16 protein-coding genes are annotated in these 17,937 nt (G+C 74.4%); 12 read left to right on the forward strand and 4 right to left on the reverse strand.

The window, feature by feature from the left end:
• The first annotated feature begins 108 nt into the window (after positions 1-108).
• Positions 109-1,851, forward strand: coding sequence for an ABC transporter substrate-binding protein (locus ACVCAH_RS03055; RefSeq protein ID WP_447134498.1), 1,743 nt, complete (start codon positions 109-111; stop codon positions 1,849-1,851).
• 97 nt (positions 1,852-1,948) lie between these two features.
• Here the strand turns inward: ACVCAH_RS03055 and ACVCAH_RS03060 are convergent, their stop codons facing one another.
• Entirely contained in the window at positions 1,949-4,090 is a 2,142-nt protein-coding gene (locus tag ACVCAH_RS03060) for a prolyl oligopeptidase family serine peptidase (RefSeq protein ID WP_447134499.1), read from the reverse strand.
• 86 nt (positions 4,091-4,176) lie between these two features.
• On the opposite strand from ACVCAH_RS03060, the gene mshB reads away from it, so the two are divergent.
• The 3 genes from mshB (at position 4,177) to ACVCAH_RS03075 (ending at position 6,106) form a co-directional block, all read left to right on the forward strand.
• Positions 4,177-5,103 carry an N-acetyl-1-D-myo-inositol-2-amino-2-deoxy-alpha-D-glucopyranoside deacetylase gene (mshB, locus tag ACVCAH_RS03065; protein WP_447134500.1) on the forward strand — a complete coding sequence of 309 codons (927 nt, stop codon included), beginning with the start codon at positions 4,177-4,179 and terminating at the stop codon, positions 5,101-5,103.
• Positions 5,104-5,120: 17 nt separating this feature from the next.
• The gene (locus ACVCAH_RS03070; RefSeq protein WP_447134501.1) at positions 5,121-5,558 is read left to right on the forward strand and encodes a hypothetical protein; all 438 of its coding nucleotides are present in this window, start codon (positions 5,121-5,123) and stop codon (positions 5,556-5,558) included.
• An 80-nt stretch (positions 5,559-5,638) separates the two neighbouring features.
• Positions 5,639-6,106 (forward strand): hypothetical protein, encoded by a 468-nt coding sequence (locus ACVCAH_RS03075; protein WP_447134502.1) that lies wholly within the window; start codon positions 5,639-5,641, stop codon positions 6,104-6,106.
• 72 nt (positions 6,107-6,178) lie between these two features.
• On the opposite strand, the gene ACVCAH_RS03080 is transcribed toward ACVCAH_RS03075, so the two are convergent.
• The gene (locus tag ACVCAH_RS03080) at positions 6,179-7,135 is read right to left on the reverse strand and encodes a GNAT family N-acetyltransferase (RefSeq protein ID WP_447134503.1); all 957 of its coding nucleotides are present in this window, start codon (positions 7,133-7,135) and stop codon (positions 6,179-6,181) included.
• 79 nt (positions 7,136-7,214) lie between these two features.
• Here ACVCAH_RS03080 and fdxA point away from each other — a divergent pair, with 79 nt between their 5' ends.
• The 7 genes from fdxA (at position 7,215) to ACVCAH_RS03115 (ending at position 12,847) form a co-directional block, all read left to right on the forward strand.
• Complete coding sequence (fdxA, locus tag ACVCAH_RS03085) at positions 7,215-7,541, forward strand: ferredoxin (protein ID WP_088992046.1); 327 nt, start codon at positions 7,215-7,217, stop codon at positions 7,539-7,541.
• Positions 7,538-8,644 (forward strand): succinyldiaminopimelate transaminase, encoded by a 1,107-nt coding sequence (gene dapC / locus ACVCAH_RS03090; protein ID WP_447134711.1) that lies wholly within the window; start codon positions 7,538-7,540, stop codon positions 8,642-8,644. The genes fdxA and dapC overlap by 4 nt, the downstream gene beginning before the upstream one ends.
• Before the next feature lie 40 nt (positions 8,645-8,684).
• Positions 8,685-9,758 (forward strand): prephenate dehydratase, encoded by a 1,074-nt coding sequence (locus ACVCAH_RS03095; protein ID WP_447134504.1) that lies wholly within the window; start codon positions 8,685-8,687, stop codon positions 9,756-9,758.
• Positions 9,755-10,372 carry a hypothetical protein gene (locus ACVCAH_RS03100; RefSeq protein ID WP_447134505.1) on the forward strand — a complete coding sequence of 206 codons (618 nt, stop codon included), beginning with the start codon at positions 9,755-9,757 and terminating at the stop codon, positions 10,370-10,372. Before ACVCAH_RS03095 ends, ACVCAH_RS03100 begins: the two co-directional genes overlap by 4 nt.
• A complete protein-coding gene (locus ACVCAH_RS03105) occupies positions 10,372-11,409 on the forward strand; it encodes a prephenate dehydrogenase (RefSeq protein ID WP_447134506.1) in 1,038 nt (345 codons plus the stop codon). The genes ACVCAH_RS03100 and ACVCAH_RS03105 overlap by 1 nt, the downstream gene beginning before the upstream one ends.
• 152 nt (positions 11,410-11,561) lie before the next feature.
• A complete protein-coding gene (locus ACVCAH_RS03110; protein ID WP_447134507.1) occupies positions 11,562-12,200 on the forward strand; it encodes an SIMPL domain-containing protein in 639 nt (212 codons plus the stop codon).
• A complete protein-coding gene (locus tag ACVCAH_RS03115; protein WP_447134508.1) occupies positions 12,200-12,847 on the forward strand; it encodes a nucleoside/nucleotide kinase family protein in 648 nt (215 codons plus the stop codon). Before ACVCAH_RS03110 ends, ACVCAH_RS03115 begins: the two co-directional genes overlap by 1 nt.
• Here the strand turns inward: ACVCAH_RS03115 and ACVCAH_RS03120 are convergent.
• On the reverse strand, positions 12,824-13,759 hold the full coding sequence (locus ACVCAH_RS03120; RefSeq protein ID WP_447134509.1) for a hypothetical protein: 936 nt from the start codon (positions 13,757-13,759) through the stop codon (positions 12,824-12,826). The two genes, ACVCAH_RS03115 and ACVCAH_RS03120, sit on opposite strands and share 24 nt — an antisense overlap.
• Positions 13,760-13,860: 101 nt before the next feature.
• A complete protein-coding gene (locus tag ACVCAH_RS03125; protein ID WP_447134510.1) occupies positions 13,861-14,418 on the reverse strand; it encodes a sugar O-acetyltransferase in 558 nt (185 codons plus the stop codon).
• 140 nt (positions 14,419-14,558) lie between these two features.
• Here ACVCAH_RS03125 and ACVCAH_RS03130 point away from each other — a divergent pair, with 140 nt between their 5' ends.
• On the forward strand, positions 14,559-17,909 hold the full coding sequence (locus ACVCAH_RS03130) for a S8 family serine peptidase (RefSeq protein ID WP_447134511.1): 3,351 nt from the start codon (positions 14,559-14,561) through the stop codon (positions 17,907-17,909).
• Positions 17,910-17,937 lie beyond the last annotated feature (28 nt).

Raw genomic sequence — 17,937 nt, forward strand, 5'->3', positions numbered from 1 at the left:
GCGGTGAAATTTATCGACAACTGTTACACAACTCGTAGGTTTTCTTCTTTACGATCCTCGGGACGTCGGCGTTCACGCCCGGCGGCACCTGGGTGGAGGAGGTAGGAGATGCGACCACGCGTGGCGGCCGCCGCAGGCGGCGCGATCGCTCTGGTTGTGGCATTGGGTGCGTGCTCGGAGAACACGGGCGAGGGCACCACGGTGGACACGAACCGGCAGCAGACCGGGGTCATCGCGACGGACCCGAAGGACTCCAAGGGTCCGGCGGCCGAGGTGCCGGGCGCCCAGAAGGGCGGCACCTTCACGATCATCCGGGAGACCCCCATCTCCCACCTGGACCCGCAGCGGACGTACTCGTTCGCCGGCCTGATGGCGTCGCCGCTGTTTTCCCGGTACCTGACCACGTGGAAGGACGACGGCAAGGGCGGCCTGGTCCTCGTCGGCGACCTGGCCGAGACGCCGGGCACCAACGTCAACAACGACTGCAAGGTCTGGGAATTCAAGATCAAGGACGGGGTCAAGTTCGAGGACGGTCGGCCGATCACCTCCAAGGAGATCGCGTACGGCATCGCCCGCTCCTTCGACCCGGACCTGTCGGGCGGCCCGACCTACATCCAGGAGTGGCTGGCCGACAGCCCGCAGTTCGACACCAAGTGGGACTTCAAGGCCAACAAGACCTCGCTGCCTCCGGGGCTGACCACGCCGGATCCGAAGACGTTGCGCTTCGAGTTCGCCAAGCCCCGCTGTGACCTGCCGTTCGCGGTCTCGCTGCCGACCACCGCGCCGCTGCCGGCGGACAAGGACACCGGCGTCAACCTGGACAACCAGCCGTTCTCGTCGGGGCCCTACAAGGTCGCGAAGAACCAGGTCGGCGTGCAGCTGACCCTGGACCGCAACCCGCACTGGGACCCGAACACCGACCCGGTGCGGCACCAGTACCCGGACCAGTTCGTCTGGAGCTTCGGCCCGACCGCCGACGCCGCGAACAACCGGGTGATCGCGGACAACGGCGCCGACCAGAGCGCCCTCGCCTGGAACTTCGTGCCCGCGTCGCTGGTCGCCAAGGTCGCCAACGACCCGGCGCTCAAGCAGCGGACCATTCTCTCCCCGACGCCGAGCGCCAACCAGCTCGTCATCAACAACCAGCGGGTCAAGGACCTGAAGATCCGCCAGGCGCTGAACTACGCCATCGACCGGGAGGGCCTGATCAAGTCGGTCGGCGGGCAGACCGTCGCGTCGCCGCTGACCACGCTGATGCCGCCGTCGACGATCGGCTTCAAGGCGTACGACGCCTACCCGGCGGGCGCGAACGGCAACGTCGAGAAGGCCAAGGAGCTGCTCGGCGGCCAGACGCCGGAGCTGGTCCTCGGCGTCGCCGACAACACGACCGAGCAGCAGATCGCCACCCAGCTCAAGGGCAACCTGGAGCGGGCCGGCTTCAAGATCACCGTCCGGAACATCCCGGACGACTCGAAGCTCGACGAGGTCAAGAAGAAGGACAACCCCTGGGACCTGTACATCGGTAACTGGGCGGCGGACTGGCCGAGCGGCGCGTCGATCCTGCCGGTGCTCTACGACGGCCGCACCATCAAGCCCGAGGGCAACAGCAACAGCGCGTTCTTCAACGACCCGGCGATCAACGCCGAGTTCGACCGGATCCTGGCCCTGCCGCCAGCAGAGCAGGGCCCGGAGTGGGCCAAGCTCGACGAGCGGATCATGAAGGAGCACGCCCCGGTCGTGCCGCTCTACGTCGACGTGGCCTACCTCGTGCACGGCTCCAAGGCCGGTGGGGTCTTCGTCTCCAGCGTCTTCGGCTACCCGTCCTTCGTGAACGCGCACGTCAAGCAGTAACCCTCAGGCACCAACCGCACGGACGGGCCCCGGTCGACAGCGTCGTCGACCGGGGCCTCCGTACATCCGCCCCGCACGGTCCCGCCCTGCCGCTCGGTCACAGGTGGGTGCGGAGGAAGTCCAGTTCCAGCTTCAGCAGCCGCTCGGCGGTGCCGCCGGCGGCCATGTGGGTGGCCCCGGTCAGCGGCAGCACGGCATGTGGCCGCCCGGTGGCCAGCAGCGCCGCCGACATCCGCAGCGTGTGCGCGGCCACCACGTTGTCGTCGGCCAGGCCGTGCACCAGCAGCAGCGGCCGGGCCTGCTCCGGGTCGGTCACCGGCTCGGCGGCGAGTTCCACCAGCGAGTGGTGCGCGTAGACGTCCATCCCGTCGTCGGGCAGGCCCAGGTAGCGCTCGGTGTACGCGGTGTCGTAGAGGGTCCAGTCGGTCACCGGCGCGCCGACGATGCCGCACCGGAACAGCTCCGGGTGCCGCAGCACCGCCAGCCCGGCCAGCCAGCCGCCGAACGACCAGCCCCGCACGGCCACCCGGCCCAGGTCGAGGTCGGGATGCTTCTCCGCCAGCGCGGTGAGCGCGTCCACCTGGTCGAGCAGGATCACGTCGGCCAGCCGCCGGTGGATCGCCTTCTCGAACGACGGGGCCACCCCCGGGGTGCCCCGGTTGTCCACCACGACCACCGCGAAGCCCGCGTCGGCCCACCACTGCCGCTCCAGCCAGGCCGCCCTCGCGGCCACCACCTCCTGGTGCCCCGGGCCGCCGTAGATGTCCAGCAGCACCGGCAGCCGGCGGCCGGTGACGTGGTTGTCGGGGTAGAGCACCGCCGTCGGCAGCCGCCGGTCGGTCACCCGCTCCAGCAGCGGCAGCGGGGCGTACGGCGGGTTGGCGGCCAGCGACCGCAGCTCGCCCACCTCCCGGTCGCCCTGCCAGACCGTCCACCGGACGCCCGGATGGTCCAGCGACGCGCTCCCCACCACCAGCACGTTTCCGCCGACCGCGCCGGTGTGCCAGCCCGGGTCGGTGGTGAGCCGGCGGGCGTCCACGCCGCCGCCGATGGTGGTCCGCACCCGGAATAGGTGCCGCTCGCTCGGCTCGCCGTCGCTCGCCTCGACCAGCAGGTCGGCCGGGCCGGAGCCGCCCGGCAGCCGGCCGACCACCCGGCGTACGTAGAGCGAGGGTGGGGTGAGCAGGGTGCCGTCGGCGAAGAGGCAGCGCGCGTCGTACCCGTCGTGGGCCAGTTCGCCGCCGACCAGCACCCGGCCGTCCGGCAGGTGCGCCGGGGTGCCGGCGATCGGCTCCACCCAGCGCGGGTCGGCCAGCTCCGCGTGCACCTGGGTCTCGCCGGTCCGCGGGTCGACCGCGAGCACCAGCCCGTGCTGCTGCGAGCGGCGCAGCACGGTGATCAGCGGGCCCCCGTCGGCCCACTGCACGCAGGTCAGGTACGGGTAGGTCTCGCGGTCCCAGTGCACGTCGACCCAGCCGCCGTCGAGGTCGAGCAGGTGCAGGCTGACCTCGGCGTTCGGCCCGCCGGCCCGGGGGTACGCGACCGTGGTGGGCGGGCTCGCCGGGTCGGCCGGGTCGTGCAGGTGCCACTGCGGCAGCCGGGACTCGTCCACCCGGGCGGCCAGCACCGAGCGGCCGTCCGGCGCCCACCAGTAGCCGCGGAACCGGTCGAACTCCTCGGCCGCGATGTGCTCGGCCAGCCCCCAGGTGACGCCGGAGTCCTCGCCGGCCAGCAGATTGTCCGTGCCGTCCGGCTCGACCACCCGCAGCTGCCCCCGGCGGACCCCCTCGGCGGCGTCGGTGACGTACGCCAGGCGCTGCCCGGTCGGGTCGGGCCGTGGGTCGAGCACCGGACCGACCGCGCTCACCTCGACCACGTCGCCGTGCACCAGGTCGGCCCGGAACAGCCGGCCGGCCAGCGCGAACACGGCCACCCGGCCGGCCCCGTCGAGGGCGTACGAGCCGATGCCCTCGGCGCTCAGCCGCAGTCGCTCGCGCAGCGCCCGCTCGCCCGGACCGAGCGCGCCGCCGTCGGCGTCGGCACCGAGCAGCGCGGCCGGGTCCGCGACCAGGCGTTCCTCGCCGCTGGCGACGTCCAGCAGCCAGAGCGCGTCGGCGGGATCCTCCGGGCCGGCGGAGCGCAGGAAGACCACCCGGGAGCCGTCGTCGGCCACGGAGACGGCACGCGGCGCACCGTGGCTGAACCGGCGGGTACGGGCGGCCAGCTCCGGAAAGTCCACAGGCCAGATCGTAAAGCGGCGCCGGAGGTGATGTGGCCGACCTGCGTGGACGCGTCGGGGCCGGCGGGGGAGAACCGCCGGTTAGAGTGACCGTCGTGACGACGCTGCCCGACCGCCGCCTGCTGCTGGTCCACGCGCACCCCGACGACGAGTCCATCGGCACCGGCTCGACCATGGCCCACTACGCGGCCACCGGCGCCCACGTCACCCTGGTGACCTGCACCCTCGGCGAGGAGGGCGAGATCCACGTGCCCGCGCTGGCCCAGCTCGCCGCCGCCGAGGCCGACCAGCTCGGCGGCTGGCGGATCGCCGAGCTGAACGACGCCTGCGCGGCGCTCGGCGTCACCGACCACCGCTTCCTCGGTGGCGCGGGCCGCTACCGCGACTCCGGGATGATGGGGCTGCCGACCAACGAGCACCCCCGCGCCTTCTGGCAGGCCGACCTCGACGAGGCCGCCGGGTACCTGGTGGAGGTCATGCGCGAGGTACGCCCGCAGGTCATGATCACGTACGACGGCAACGGCTTCTACGGCCACCCCGACCACATCCAGGCGCACCGGGTGGCGATGCGCGCGGCCGAGCTGGCCGCCGCGGAGGGCTTCGCCCCGGCGAAGGTCTACTGGACCGCCATGCCGCTGAGCGTGCTGGAGGCCGGGATGAACCACTTCGTCGAGTCGTCGGACAATCCCTTCGCCGGCATCGAGGACCTCTCCGAGCTGCCCTTCGGCACCCCCGACGAGCAGATCGCGGCCCGGATCGACGCCACCGAGCAGCACGCCGCCAAGGAGGCGGCGATGCGCGCGCACGCCACCCAGATCCCCGCCACCTCCTGGCTCTACTCGATCGCCGGCAACTTCGGCAGCGAGTTCATGGGCGTGGAGTACTACACCCTCGCGGTGGGCGAGAAGGGGCCGGGCTCCGGGCCGTACGGCTGGGAGGACGACCTGTTCGCCGGGCTGGACGTGGCCGGCGGGCCGGGCCGGTCCCCGGTTGCGGCGGCCGGCCTCCGGTGACCCTGCCCGCCGCGCCGATGTCGGTCGTCCCGGACGAGACCACCCCACCGCCGCCCGGGCGGTCGCACCGGCTGCTCGACCTGGCGCTGCGGCTGGCCGGCGGCCTGGTGGCCGTCCTCGGCGCGGTGGCGACCGCGGTGCTGGAGCTGCTGTTCGCCACGGTCCGGGTCGGCGGGCAGCTGATCGGCGTCTCGGTGCTCGTCGCGATCGGCGCGAACGTCGCGCTGAGCTGGTTCGTCCACGCGGCGGTCGGCCGCCGGTGGGCGGTGGCGCTGCCCGCGGTGCCCTGGTTCGTGCTGATGGCGGTCGCCGCGGTGCGCACGGCGGAGGGCGATCTGCTGCTCGCCGGGGACAACTGGGTCGGGTTGGCGATGATCGTGGCCGGCGCGATGACCTTCGCGGTGATGGGCTTCCGGCAGATCCTCGCGCCGCCACCGGGGCGCGGAGGGGACTGACGGCACACAGCTTCCGGTGGTAAGTATTCCTGCCAGGAAGCCCGCCGCGTGGCGGGCGCGATAACGGCGGGAGGCGTGCGATGAGGGAGCGGTGGCGCGCGATCGGGGTGCTCGCGGTCGCGCTGTTCGCGGTCAACGTGGTCGCCCGGCTGATCATCCGGTTCGGGTTCGACGGCGACGACACCACCGCCGCCGACCGGGTGTCGCTCGGGATGTTCGTGGTGATCGGTCTGGTCCTGGCCGGGCTCGCGTTCGTCTGGGGACGGCGCCGGCCGGTGGCCCGCTGGGGCGCGGACATGGCCGCCGGGGTCGGCCTTGCGCTGCTGCTGACCGTGCTGGTCGGGCCGCTGCTGGTGGGGGAGAACCCGTTCGGCGGGGGCGCCGGCACGTTCTTCGCCCAGATCTGGCTCTACCTCGCCGCCACGGCGGCCGGGGTGCTGCTCGGCTTCCTGGTCCTCACCGCGCTCGGCCTCGATCACCGCTCGCAGACCCTGAAGCGGTATGCCGAGATCAAGACGGCCAAGCCCCGCCGCCCGGTCCGGCGCTGACCCGGGCCGTTCCGGCCGACCGGGTCGCCGGCACCGAGCCGCGGCCCGGCCGGCTCGCCACGCCTTGGCCGGTCAGTCCGGGGCGACCCGGGTCAGGTAGGTGTGGTGGGTGGTGAAGCCGAGCCCGCGGTAGAGCGCCACCGCCCCGGTGTTGCGCTGCTCGACCTGGAGGAACGCGTGGCTGGCCCCGGTCGCCGCGCCCCAGCCCGCGAGCGCCCGGATGACCCGGCCGGCCAGGCCCTGCCGCCGCGCCTCGGGCAGCACCTCGATCAGGCTCAGCCCGAGCCAGCGTCCCTTACCGGTGACCGTGCCCCGGCCGACCGCGACCAGCGTGCCGTCGGCGTACACCCCGGCGAAGCGGACCTGGTCCACGGCGGTGAGCACGTGCCGGGCGGCGTCCGGCAGGCCGCCCTTGCGGCCGGCGGCGATCGCCAGCCAGTCGGCGGACGGCGCGGTGGCCAGCTCGACCGGCGGCGACCCGGGACGCTCCGGGGCGGGCGGCATCCCGGCCAGCGGCACGGTCTGCACCAGCACCGGCGGGCGGCTGCTCCAGCCCCGCTTGTCCAGTTCCGCGCCGACCGGCGCGGCGAGCGGCAGCGGGGTGTTCACCATGGCGGGCTGTCCCCGGTCGGCGTACCAGCGCACGACCGCGTCCACCGCCGCCGGCAGCGGCCGGTCCGGGTCGCCCACCGGCAGCGCGCTGTTGGCCCGGCCGGTCCAGCCGTCGGCGCTGCGCAGCAGCCAGCCGCCGAGCCGTCCCCGGGTGGGCGCGGGCCACGCCTCGTCGGCGGCCAGTTCGAGGGCGGTCACCGCGGCGGCGGTCGGCCGGCGCGACGGCGGCACCCGTTTGGCCCGGTGCACCTCGGCCCGGGGCACCCGGAGCCGGCCCTGTTCGGTGGTGAGCGTGAGATGGGTCTCGCTCAGCTCGACCAGCTCGCCGAGGGCGTCCGAGAAGAGGGGCCGGCCTTCGCGAATCCCCACAATCCGGCGGACCACGATCCGGTGTCCCACATCCTGCTGACCGAGCACGATCGACCCCCTCCCCGGCGAGATACTAGGCTCTTACCGTCGCGGGTGATCGCGGCGTGTCTTGCGGAGGAGAAGACCGGTGACCTACATCATCGCCGAGCCGTGCGTGGATGTGCTCGACAAGGCATGCATCGAGGAGTGCCCGGTCGACTGCATTTACGAGGGCAACCGGATGCTCTACATCCACCCCGACGAGTGCGTCGACTGTGGTGCCTGTGAGCCCGTGTGCCCGGTCGAGGCGATCTTCTACGAGGACGACGTCCCGGAGCAGTGGAAGGACTACACTGCGGCCAACTACGAGTTCTTCGAGGACCTGGGCTCGCCCGGCGGCGCCTCGAAGATCGGCAAGGTGGAGAAGGACGCGACCTTCGTCGCCGCCCAGCCGCCGCGCGGAGAGGGCCACTGAACCGCCCCGCGCCGGTCTCGGCCCGGCTGCCCGAGTTCACCTGGGACGCCCTGGACGCCGCGGCCGCGCTGGCCGCGGCGCATCCGAAAGGCATGATCAACCTCTCCATGGGTACGCCGGTCGACCCGGTCCCCGAGGTGATCCGCCGGGCGCTGGCCGACGCGTCGGACGCGCCCGGCTACCCGCTGACCGCCGGCACCCCGGCGCTGCGGGACGCGCTCGCGGCCTGGGTCGCCCGGGCCTGTGGAGCCGGCGTGGACGGGTTGGGCGTGCTGCCGACGATCGGCTCCAAGGAGTTGGTGGCCTGGCTGCCCACCCTGCTCGGGGTGGGCCCCGGCGACGTGGTGGTGGTGCCGTCCATCTGCTACCCCACCTACGAGGACGGCGCCCGGCTCGCCGGCGCCACCACGGTACGGACCGACTCGCTGACCGCGGTCGGTCCGACCCCCCGGGTGCGGCTGGTCTGGGTCAACTCGCCCGGCAACCCGACCGGGCGGGTGCTGCCCGCGGCCCACCTGCGCAAGGTCGTCGACTGGGCGCGGGAGCGCGGCGCGGTGGTCGCCAGCGACGAGTGCTACCTGCCGCTGGGCTGGTCCGCCGAGCCGGTCTCGGTGCTCTCGCCCGAGGTCTGCGGCGGCTCGTACGACGGCGTGCTGGCGCTGCACTCGCTCTCCAAGCGGTCCAACCTCGCCGGCTACCGGGCCGGGCTGGTCGCCGGTGACCCGGCGCTGGTGGCCGAGCTGCTCAAGGTCCGCAAGCACGCCGGGATGATCGTGCCCGCGCCGGTGCAGGCCGCCATGGTGGCCGCGCTGCGGGACGAGCGGCACGCCGACGAGCAGCGGGAGCGCTACCGGGCCCGGCGGGAGCGGCTGCGCGCCGCGTTCACCGCCGCCGGTTTCACCATCGAGCACTCCGAGGCCGGGCTCTACCTGTGGATGACCCGGGGCGAGGACTGCTGGCAGACCGTCGACTGGCTGGCCCGCCGGGGCATCCTGGTCGCCGCCGGCGCGCTCTACGGCCCGGGCGGCGGGCAGCACGTCCGGGTGGCGCTGACCGAGTCGGACGAGCACGTCGCGGCGGTTCCCGGCCGGCTCCGCGACTGACCGGCGGCCGTCGGCCGGTAGGCCCCGCTCACTCCCGTCGATGCGGGCGGGCTCCGGCAGCGTGGCGGCGGACGTTAGTCTGCACCTCCGGATGGACGCGGCCTGCGGGCGGGACGGCGTGGGGGGTGCGGTGATGGACGGCGGCATCCAGGATGCCGGCGGTGGGCGGACGGTGGTCGGCTTCCTCGGGCCGGAGGGCACCTTCACCCACCAGGGCGCCCGAGCCCTGCACGGGGCGGCGGCCGAGCTGGTGCCCGCGGCGACCATCGCCGCCGTGATCGCCGGCGTCAGCGAGGGCCGGTACGACTACGGCGTGGTCCCGATCGAGAACACCGTCGAGGGGATCGTGACGGCGAGCCTCGACCAGATCGTCTTCCGGGCGGACCCGCTGCTCATCCGGGGAGAGACCTCGGTGCGCGTCACCTTCGACGCGTACGCCTCGGCCGGCGACACCCCGCCGGCCGCGATCGGCAGTCATCCGCACGGCCTCGCCCAGTGCAGCCGCTACGTCGCCGGCAGCGGTCTGCCGGTGGAGCAGTTCCCGAGCACCGCCGCGGCGGTGCGGGCCGCCGCCGAGCGCCCCGGGCTGATCGCGATCGGCGCGCCCGGGCTGGACGAGGTGTATCCGGTGCGGGTGCGCGACCGTGCGGTGGAGGACCATCGCAGGGCGTACACCCGGTTCGTCTGCCTCGGTCGGGCGGACCGGCCCGAGCTGCCCCGCCCGGGGGACGACGCGGGGTTGACCTGGAAGACCACGATGGCGCTGACCCCGGGCTGGTCCCGACCGGGCGTGCTGGCCGAACTGTGCACCCAGTTCGCCGACCGCCGGATCGACATCATCTCGCTGGCCTCCCGGCCGCTGCCGGGCTTCGCCGGCCGCTACGTCTTCGTCGTCACGGTGGACCAGCACCGCCGCTCGGCCAGTCTCGCCCGCGCGGTCACCAACCTGCTGTACGAGGGCATCCGGGTGAAGCACCTGGGCAGCTACCTCTCCGACCACCTGACCGCCGGCGCGGACGCGCAGCGGGCCCTGCTGCCCCCGGCCGGCAGCCTCGGGCTGGCCGACCTCGAGGTGCTCGGGCGGGTCTTCCCCGGCGACGTGCGGGCGGGTTGAGCGTGCGCTACCTCCATCCGCTGCTGCGGGACCGGAACATCGACGGGGTGCGGCAGGCGTCGCTGGCCACCGCCGCGGTGATCTTCAGCGTGCTCAACATCGCCGTGTTGCAGCGCGCCGACCTGCCCGACCTGCGCAGCAAGGGCATGGCCGTGCTCCTCTCGGCGCTCAGCCTGGCCCTGATCGGCGGTGTGGTGCAGCGGCTGTTCCTGCTGATCTGGGCCTGGCCGGTGCTCGGCCAGTGGGTCTACGAGTCGTCGTCGGGCAACTGGGGCCTGGCCCGGATCGACCTGCGCGGCGGCGAGCTGACCTACTCGGTGCAGCTCTACCGGACCGAGGCGGACACGCTGGCGGCGGTACGGGGCGAGCCCGGCTTCGTCGCCCGCTGCTTCGCCACGGTCTCCTCCCTCGGCGTGACGTACGACAAGGGGCAGGTCGAGTTGATCTACAAGGTCAGCGGCTCGCACGAGGACTACCAGCCGCGCAGCGGCATGCTGACGCTCACACCGCTGGGCGAGTGGGCCATGAAGGGCTACTGGAAAAGCGATATCCTCGGCGCCGAACCGAGTCGGGGTGTCCTCGACTTGTACCGACCGAAACGCCGAGGTGCGTGATGGTGGACAGGCCCGGTGAGCAGTTGCGGGCCGCCGTGGTGGGCACCGGCCTGATCGGCGGGTCGATCCTGCTCCGGCTGCACGAGTCGGGTGTGGCGGTCACCGGCTGGGATCCGGACGCGGCGACCCGGGTGGAGGGGCGCCGGCAGGGGCTGACCTTCCCCGACGACCTCGGCGAGGCGGTCCGGGACCGCGACGTGGTGTTCCTCTGCGGGCCGCTGCCGACCCTGCCGGAGACTCTGCTCACCGTCGCCAAGTACGCCGCGGGCGGCTGTGTCATCACCGACGTCGGAAGCACCAAGGGCTCGGTGTCGGCGTTCGCCGTCGAGCACGGGCTGACCGACCGGTTCGTGCCCGGGCACCCGATGGCGGGCACCGAGCGGTCCGGGTTGACCGCCGCCGTGCCGGCGCTGTTCGAGGGGGCGGCCTGGGTGCTCTGCCCGGCCACCGAAGGGTTGGCCGCGTTCCGGCTGCTGGTCGGTCTGGTGCTGGACGTCTTCGCCGCCCGGGTGGTGCCGATGTCCCCGTCGGTGCACGACTCGGTGGTCGCTCTCTCCTCGCACGTCCCGCACCTGCTGGCCGGCGGCCTGGCCGGCGCGGTCGCCGGCTCGGAGGTGCGCGACGCGGTGCTCGGGCTCGCCGCGGGCAGTTTCCGGGACGGCACCCGGGTGGCCGGCACGCCGGCGAAGCGTACGGCGGACATGCTGTTCAACAACCGTGAGCAGGTGGTCCGGCAGCTCGACCAGGTGAGCGCCCTCCTCGGCGAGCTGGCCGCCGCGTTGCGCGCGGACGACCTGGACGCGCTCGTCGCGCACTACCGGCGGGCCCGGGCGGTGCGCACCGCCCTGCTCGACCGTGACCTGCACCCGCACCGCCGGGACTTCCCGGTCGACGGCGACCACGCCGCCGAGCTGGCCTACCTGCTGGAGCTGGGCTCGGCCGGCGGCTACCTGACCGGATGCCGGATCGACGCCGGCGTCGTCTCGTACACCGGCCACCGCCCCGACGACGAGCCGGACGCCCCCGGGCCGTCCTGACCCGCCCGTCCGCGGCGCGGACCGGGCCGGTCCGGTCCGGCACCCGGCGCCGCGCCCGGGTGCCGGCGGGCCCGCCGACACCGACGGCCGCGCACCGGGCCGGCAGTCCCGCATCGGAGGCATGGCGGTCGGGCCGCCGTTAGGGTGAGGGCATGGTGGACGGGCCGGTGGTGGCGGTGCGTGGTGAGGCGTACCGGGAGGTGCCGCCGGAGGTCGCCCGGTTCACGGTGACCGCGACGGCCCGTGACCGCGACCGCGAGGCCACCCTGACCCGGCTGGCCGAGCGGGCCGCCGCGGTGCGGGTGCTGCTCGACGGGTACGGCCCGACGATCGAGCGCCGGGAGACTGGCGACCTGCGGGTCCGGCCGGAGACCCGGCGCGCCACCGAGCGGGTGGTGGCCTGGCACGGCAGCGTCGCCACCACCGTGACGCTCACCGACTTCACCACGCTCGGCGAGCTGATGCTCCGCCTGGCCGACCAGGACCAGGTCGAGGTGGCCGGGCCCTGGTGGTCGCTGCGCCCGGACAGCCCGGTGCACCGGGAGGCGCGGCACGCCGCGATCGCCGACGCGCTGCTGCGCGCCCGCGAGTACGCCGAGGCGCTCGGCGCCCGGGTGACCGCCCTGATCGAGCTAGCCGACGCCGGGGTGACCGAGCGGCCGATGTTCGCCCGGGCGGCGTACGCGGAAGCCGCCGGCGGGCCGCCGGAGCTGGAACTCGACCCGCAGCCGCAGCCCGTCCAGGCGACCGTGCAGGCACGGTTCGCGATCAGCGAGCCGGTCCTGGACTGATGCCGGCCGCCCGGGTCCTTCCCGTCGACGACCTGGTGGCGCGGGCGCGTGCCCTCGCCGAGGCCGGTCCACGGCAGCTGCTCGGCATCACCGGCGCGCCCGGCGCCGGCAAGTCGACGCTGGCCGAGCGGATCGTCGCCGCGGTCGGCCCGGCCGCCCGGCTGGTGCCGATGGACGGCTTCCACCTCGCCGAGTCCGAGCTGCGCCGGCTGGGCCGGGCCGACCGCAAGGGCGCGGTGGACACCTTCGACGCGAACGGCTACGTCTCGCTGCTGCGCCGGCTGCGCCGGTTGGAGCCGACCTCGGTGTGGGCGCCGGCGTTCCGCCGGGACCTGGAGGAGCCGATCGCCGGCGCCATCGAGGTGCCGCCCGAGGTCCGGCTGGTGGTGACCGAGGGAAACTACCTGCTGCTGCCCGACTTCCCCTGGGAGGAGGTGCGGGCGCTGCTGCACGAGGCGTGGTTCCTCGACCTCGACGTCGAGCTGCGGCTGCGCCGGCTGACCGCCCGGCACGTGGCGTACGGGCGGTCGCCGGAGCAGGCCCGGGCCTGGGCGACGGGCAGCGACGAGGCCAACGCCACCCTGGTGGCGGCCACCGCCGACCGGGCCGACCTGGTGGTCCGGTTAGCCGAACCCCCGCCGGGGTGACGGCACCGCGCGCCGCAGCAACCAGGCCACCCGGGACCGTTCCCGGTGGAACTCGGGCGCGTCGGGGTAGCCGCTGTGGTTGCGGATCGGCGGGTCGGCCACCTCGCCGGCGCTCGGGTGCAGCGCCGCCGGGTCGCGGACGGCCACGTCCCGTTCCCCGGCGGTGACCGGCCAGCCGAGCGGGTCGGTGTTCCGCCAGAAGTTCGGCTGCGGCACGGCGGGCGGGGCGCCGGCGGCTGCGTCCGCCGGAGCCTCGGCCGGTGCCCGGCCGGTCACCGGGGCGACCGGGGCGGCGGGCATCTCCGCCTCGTACTGGTAGGTCCGCCAGGCGACCAGGCCGAGCACGGTGAGCAGGCCGAGCGGTACGAGCAGGCCGACGGCGAGCGACCGGCCGCCCTCGCGCCACCAGCCGTGCCCGAGGAACTCCCACGGGCCGGGGACGCGGGCCAGGCAGTCCCGGTCGACGCACTGCCAGCCGATCAGGTCGACGCCCACGCCGGACAGGGTGAGCATCAGGGTGCCGGTCATGCTCAGGCAGAACAGCCGGATCAGCCAGGCGGTGATGCCGGAGCGGCTGCGCCACCGCTCCGAGTCCGGGTCGGGCGGGATCTCCGGCCGGGCGTGCAGCGCGACGTTGGCCAGCGTGAACGGGAGCAGCAGCGTCCACAGAGCCCGCTCGACGTCGCGCGCGGTCCGCGCGCCGGAGGTCAACTGCCCCCAGCTGTACGCCTCGACGACGACCGGGTCGTCCGGGCCGCCGGACGGCGAGCGGTAGAAGCCGGTGACCGGGCCACCGGCGACCAGCCACGGCCGGGGTGGATCCGCACCCGGCTCGCCGCGCAGGCCCAGGGTCTGGTGCGGCGGGGTGTTGGACACCCCGTGCACGCGCAGTTCGAGGACGCGACCGACCATCCCCGCCTCCCGGTGACGACGTCACCATCCACAGTGCCGGGTTCCGGGACGATCCGCCATCCACCGAGGAGCTGTTTATGCAGGTCGAGCCCTTGATCGAGTCAGTCGAGCTGGCGTACCGGGCGGGCCGGGTTACCCACCGCGACGACGTTCGGCGGGAGGTCGCGGGTCACCACGGCGCCGGCGCCGACCACCGTGTTCTCCCCGACGCTCACCCCGGCGAGCACGATCGCACCGCCACCGAACCAGACGTTGTCGCCGATGGTGATCGGCTCGGCCGCCTCCCACTTCGCCCGGCGGGGCTCCGGTTCCACCGGGTGGGTGGGGGTGAGCAGTTGCACGTTCGGTCCGACCTGGACGTCGGCGCCGACGGTGATCGGTGCGACGTCGAGGAAGACCGCGTTGTAGTTGACGAACGTGCGCGGCCCGAGCCGGATCTGCCAGCCGTAGTCGCAGTAGAACGGGGGCCGGACCCAGGCGCCCTCGCCCACCTCGCCGAGCAGTTCGCGCAGGGCGGCGAGCCGGCGCTCCGGATCCGCCGCGGGGCTGGTGTTGAAGCGTTCCATCAGCCGGGCCGCCCGGTCGAGATCGGCGGCGATGGCCGGGTCGTCGGCGATGTACGGCTCGCCGGCGAGCATGCGTTCCCTCATGGACGTCACCCCGCCGATGATGCCCGTCCGGCCGGGCGATGTGTTGGCAAGTCGGTCATCTTTTCGACTTCCCTATGCATACCCGGTATGCAATTCTGACGGTTGTCAATGTGTCTCTCAGTGGATGAACACTTCACGAGGAGGATCCGTTGCACCGAACCCGAAAACTGGCCGCCCTCGGCCTCGCTCTCGGCCTCGTGCTGGGGACCCCGGGGATGGCCGTGGCCCAGGCGCCCTCGACCCCGACCGCTGCCGGGTCGGACACCGCCACCCCGCCGGGCACGCCGACCGCCGGCCGCTCCGCCACCGTCACCCTGCTCACCGGCGACCGGGTCACCGTCACCGCGGCCGGCACCGCCAGCGTACGGCCGGGTCCGGGGCGGGAGGACGTCCGCTTCCTTACCCGCCGCGAGCGCGGTCACCTCTCCGTCGTGCCGCACGACGCCCTCCCGCTGATCCGGGCCGGCCGGGTCGACCGGCGGCTCTTCGACGTCACCGAACTGGTCGCGGCCGGCTACGACGACGCCCGGCGTACCGACCTGCCGGTGCTGATCGCCGGCGGCGCCGGGACCGCCCGGCGGACCGCCGCGCCCGCGGGCGTGACGGTCACCCGCGACCTGCCCGCCATCGGCGGGGTCGCCGCCCGGGCGGCCAAGCAGCGCACCGGCGAACTCTGGTCGACGCTGACCGCCGGCGGCGCCGGCGCCCGGGTCGACACGGCGGGGGGTGTCGACCGGATCTGGCTCGACGGGCGGCGGCGGATCACGCTGGAGCACAGCGTTCCGCAGATCGGCGCCCCGGCCGCGCACCAGGCCGGGCTGACCGGCCGGGGCGTACGGGTCGCCGTGCTGGACACCGGCGTCGACGCCGGGCACCCGGACCTGGCCGGCCGGGTGGCCGAGGCGCGCAACTTCACCGAGGACGCGGAGCCGGACGACGTGGTCGGGCACGGCACTCACGTCGCCTCGATCATCGCCGGCGGCGGCACCGCCTCCGGCGGGCGGTACCGGGGCGTGGCGCCCGATGCGACGCTGCTCTCCGGCAAGGTCTGCGAGACGGAGTTCTGCACCGACTCGGCGATCCTGGCCGGCATGCAGTGGGCCGCCGTGGAGGCGCGGGCGGACGTGGTCAACATGAGCCTCACCGGCGGGGACACCCCGGAGGTCGACCCGCTGGAGGCGGCGGTGCAGTCGCTCACCGCGCAGACCGGCACGCTCTTCGTGGTCTCCGCCGGCAACGACGGCGAGTTCGCGCCGGTCGGCTCGCCGGGCACCGCCGACGCCGCGCTCGCCGTCGGCGCGGTCGAGCGGGACGACGCGCTCGCCTTCTTCTCCAGTCGCGGACCCCGGGTCGGCGACGACGCGCTCAAGCCGGACCTCACCGCGCCGGGCGTGGAGATCGTCGCCGCCCGCGCGGCCCGTGGCGTGATCGGCGACCCGGCGGGGGAGGGGTACGTCTCGCTCTCCGGCACCTCGATGGCCGCTCCGCACGTGGCCGGCGCGGCGGCGCTGCTCGCCCAGCGGCACGGCGACTGGGCCGCCGGCCAGCTCAAGGCGACCCTGATGGCCGCGGCGAAGCCGCACCCGGAGCAGACCGCGTACCAGCAGGGCGCCGGGCGGGTGGACGTGGCGCGGACGATCGACCAGGTGGTGAGCAGCGAGCCGGCGAGCGTCTCGTTCGGCCGGGCGCTCTGGCCGCACGCCGCCGACACCCCGATCACTCGCGAGGTGACCTGGCGGAACAGCGGCCCGACCGAGCTCGCCCTCGACCTCACCGTCGAGGCGACCGGCCCGGACGGCGCGCCGGCCCCGGCCGGGATGTTCACCCTGAGCGCGGCCCGGGTCACCGTGCCGGCCGGCGGTACGGCCATCGCCACGGTCACCGCCGACACCCGGCTCGGTGGACCCGACGGCCACTACACCGGCCGGATCGTCGCCCGGTCCGGCGACACCGTCGCCATCACCCCGCTGGCCGTGAACCGGGAGGTGGAGAGCTACACGCTCACCGTCCGGCACCTGGGCCGGGACGGCGCCGCCACCGGTGCGCACAGCACCACCCTGGCCGGGCTGGACACCTTCGTCACCTACGACCTGTACGACCCGGACGGCACCGCCGAGCTGCGGGTGCCCAAGGGCCGCTACGGCCTGTCCAGCTACCTCTTCGAGCTGGACGGCGACGAGGTGACCGAAACGGCGCTCCTGGCCCGGCCCGAACTGGTGCTCGACCGCGACACCGCGATCACCGTCGACCTGCGGCGGGCGAAGCCGGTCCGCACCACCGTGCCGCAGCGGGACGCCACCCCGGTGCTGGTCGACGTCGGGGCGAACTGGACCGCCACCGACGGCAGTTCCTACAGCTTCGGCCTGCTGGGCTTCGACTTCACCGGACTGAACAGCGGGCAGGTCGGCCCGGCCGGCTCGGCCGAGCGCTTCGTCGGCACGGTGAGCAGCCAGTGGGCCGACCGCGAGGCGGCCAGCAGCCCGTACCTCTACGCGCTCAGCGAGGGGTTCCCCGGCCGGATGCCGACCGGGTTCGACCGGCACTACCGGGCCCGCGACCTGGCCACCGTCACCCAGCGGTTCCGCGGCGGCTATCCCGGGCTGTCCGCCGAACGGATGGTCTTCGCGCACCTGGAGCCGGACATCGGCGGCTGGGCGGCGGTGCTGCCGACGGCGGTGCCGGGGCAGCGGGTCGAGCACTACAACACCCGGGGCGTGCGCTGGTCGTCGGAGCTGCTGTTCGGGGTGCCGACCGACGAGGGCTGGCTCGACCCCCGGGCCGCGCTGGCCGCCGAGCCGCGCGCCTACCGGGCCGGCCGGCACCTGCGGGAGAGCTGGAACAGCGCGCCGTACGGCCCGTCCTTCCCGGCTCCGCGCTGGCCCGGGCAGGGCGTCACCCGGCAGGGTGACGTGATCGTGCTGGACGTGCCGCTGCACAGCGACGCCGCGGGGCACGCCGGCGGCTCGGTCGCCGACACCGCCCGCACCGCCCTCTACCGGAACGGGTCCCTGGTCGGGGAGAACACCGAGCCGGGCTTCGGTCAGTTCGAGGTGCCGCCGGGCGCCGCCGACTACCGGCTGGAGACGGTGTCCCGGCGCGGCTTCACCGACCTCAGCACCGAGGTGGCCACCGCCTGGACGTTCCGGTCCCGGCACGTGGCCGGCGAGGACTTCGCCCGGCTGCCGGCGATGGCGATCCGGTTCGCGCCCCGGCTGGACGTCGGCAACGCCGCCCCGGCCGGCCGGGAGTTCGTGATCCCGGTACAGGTGCGGCGCCAGCCCGGCGCACCGTCCGGCCGGGTCGCCGCGCTGACCGTCGAGGTCTCCTACGACGGCGGGGCGACCTGGCAGCGGGCCCGGGTCCGGCCCGGTGGCGACGGCTGGACGGCCGGCGTGCGGCACCCGGCCGGCGCCGGACACGTGTCCCTGCGGGCCACCGCCCGGGACACCGCCGGCAACACGGTGACCACCCGGATTATCCAGGCGTACCGGCTGCGCTGAGGCGTACCTCCTCCGGGTCCGCGGCGCA

The sequence above is a fragment of the Micromonospora sp. LZ34 genome, assembly GCF_052981855.1.

Excerpts from the sequence above, each read along its gene's own strand:
- ACVCAH_RS03075 (WP_447134502.1), top strand. The coding sequence starts at position 5,639 with ATGAGGGAGCGGTGGCGCGCGATCGGGGTGCTCGCGGTCGCGCTGTTC.
- ACVCAH_RS03115 (WP_447134508.1), top strand. The coding sequence starts at position 12,200 with ATGCCGGCCGCCCGGGTCCTTCCCGTCGACGACCTGGTGGCGCGGGCG.
- ACVCAH_RS03110 (WP_447134507.1), top strand. The coding sequence starts at position 11,562 with ATGGTGGACGGGCCGGTGGTGGCGGTGCGTGGTGAGGCGTACCGGGAG.
- ACVCAH_RS03055 (WP_447134498.1), top strand. The coding sequence starts at position 109 with ATGCGACCACGCGTGGCGGCCGCCGCAGGCGGCGCGATCGCTCTGGTT.
- ACVCAH_RS03070 (WP_447134501.1), top strand. The coding sequence starts at position 5,121 with ATGTCGGTCGTCCCGGACGAGACCACCCCACCGCCGCCCGGGCGGTCG.
- ACVCAH_RS03120 (WP_447134509.1), bottom strand. The coding sequence starts at position 13,759 with ATGGTCGGTCGCGTCCTCGAACTGCGCGTGCACGGGGTGTCCAACACC.
- ACVCAH_RS03105 (WP_447134506.1), top strand. The coding sequence starts at position 10,372 with ATGGTGGACAGGCCCGGTGAGCAGTTGCGGGCCGCCGTGGTGGGCACC.
- ACVCAH_RS03095 (WP_447134504.1), top strand. The coding sequence starts at position 8,685 with ATGCGGGCGGGCTCCGGCAGCGTGGCGGCGGACGTTAGTCTGCACCTC.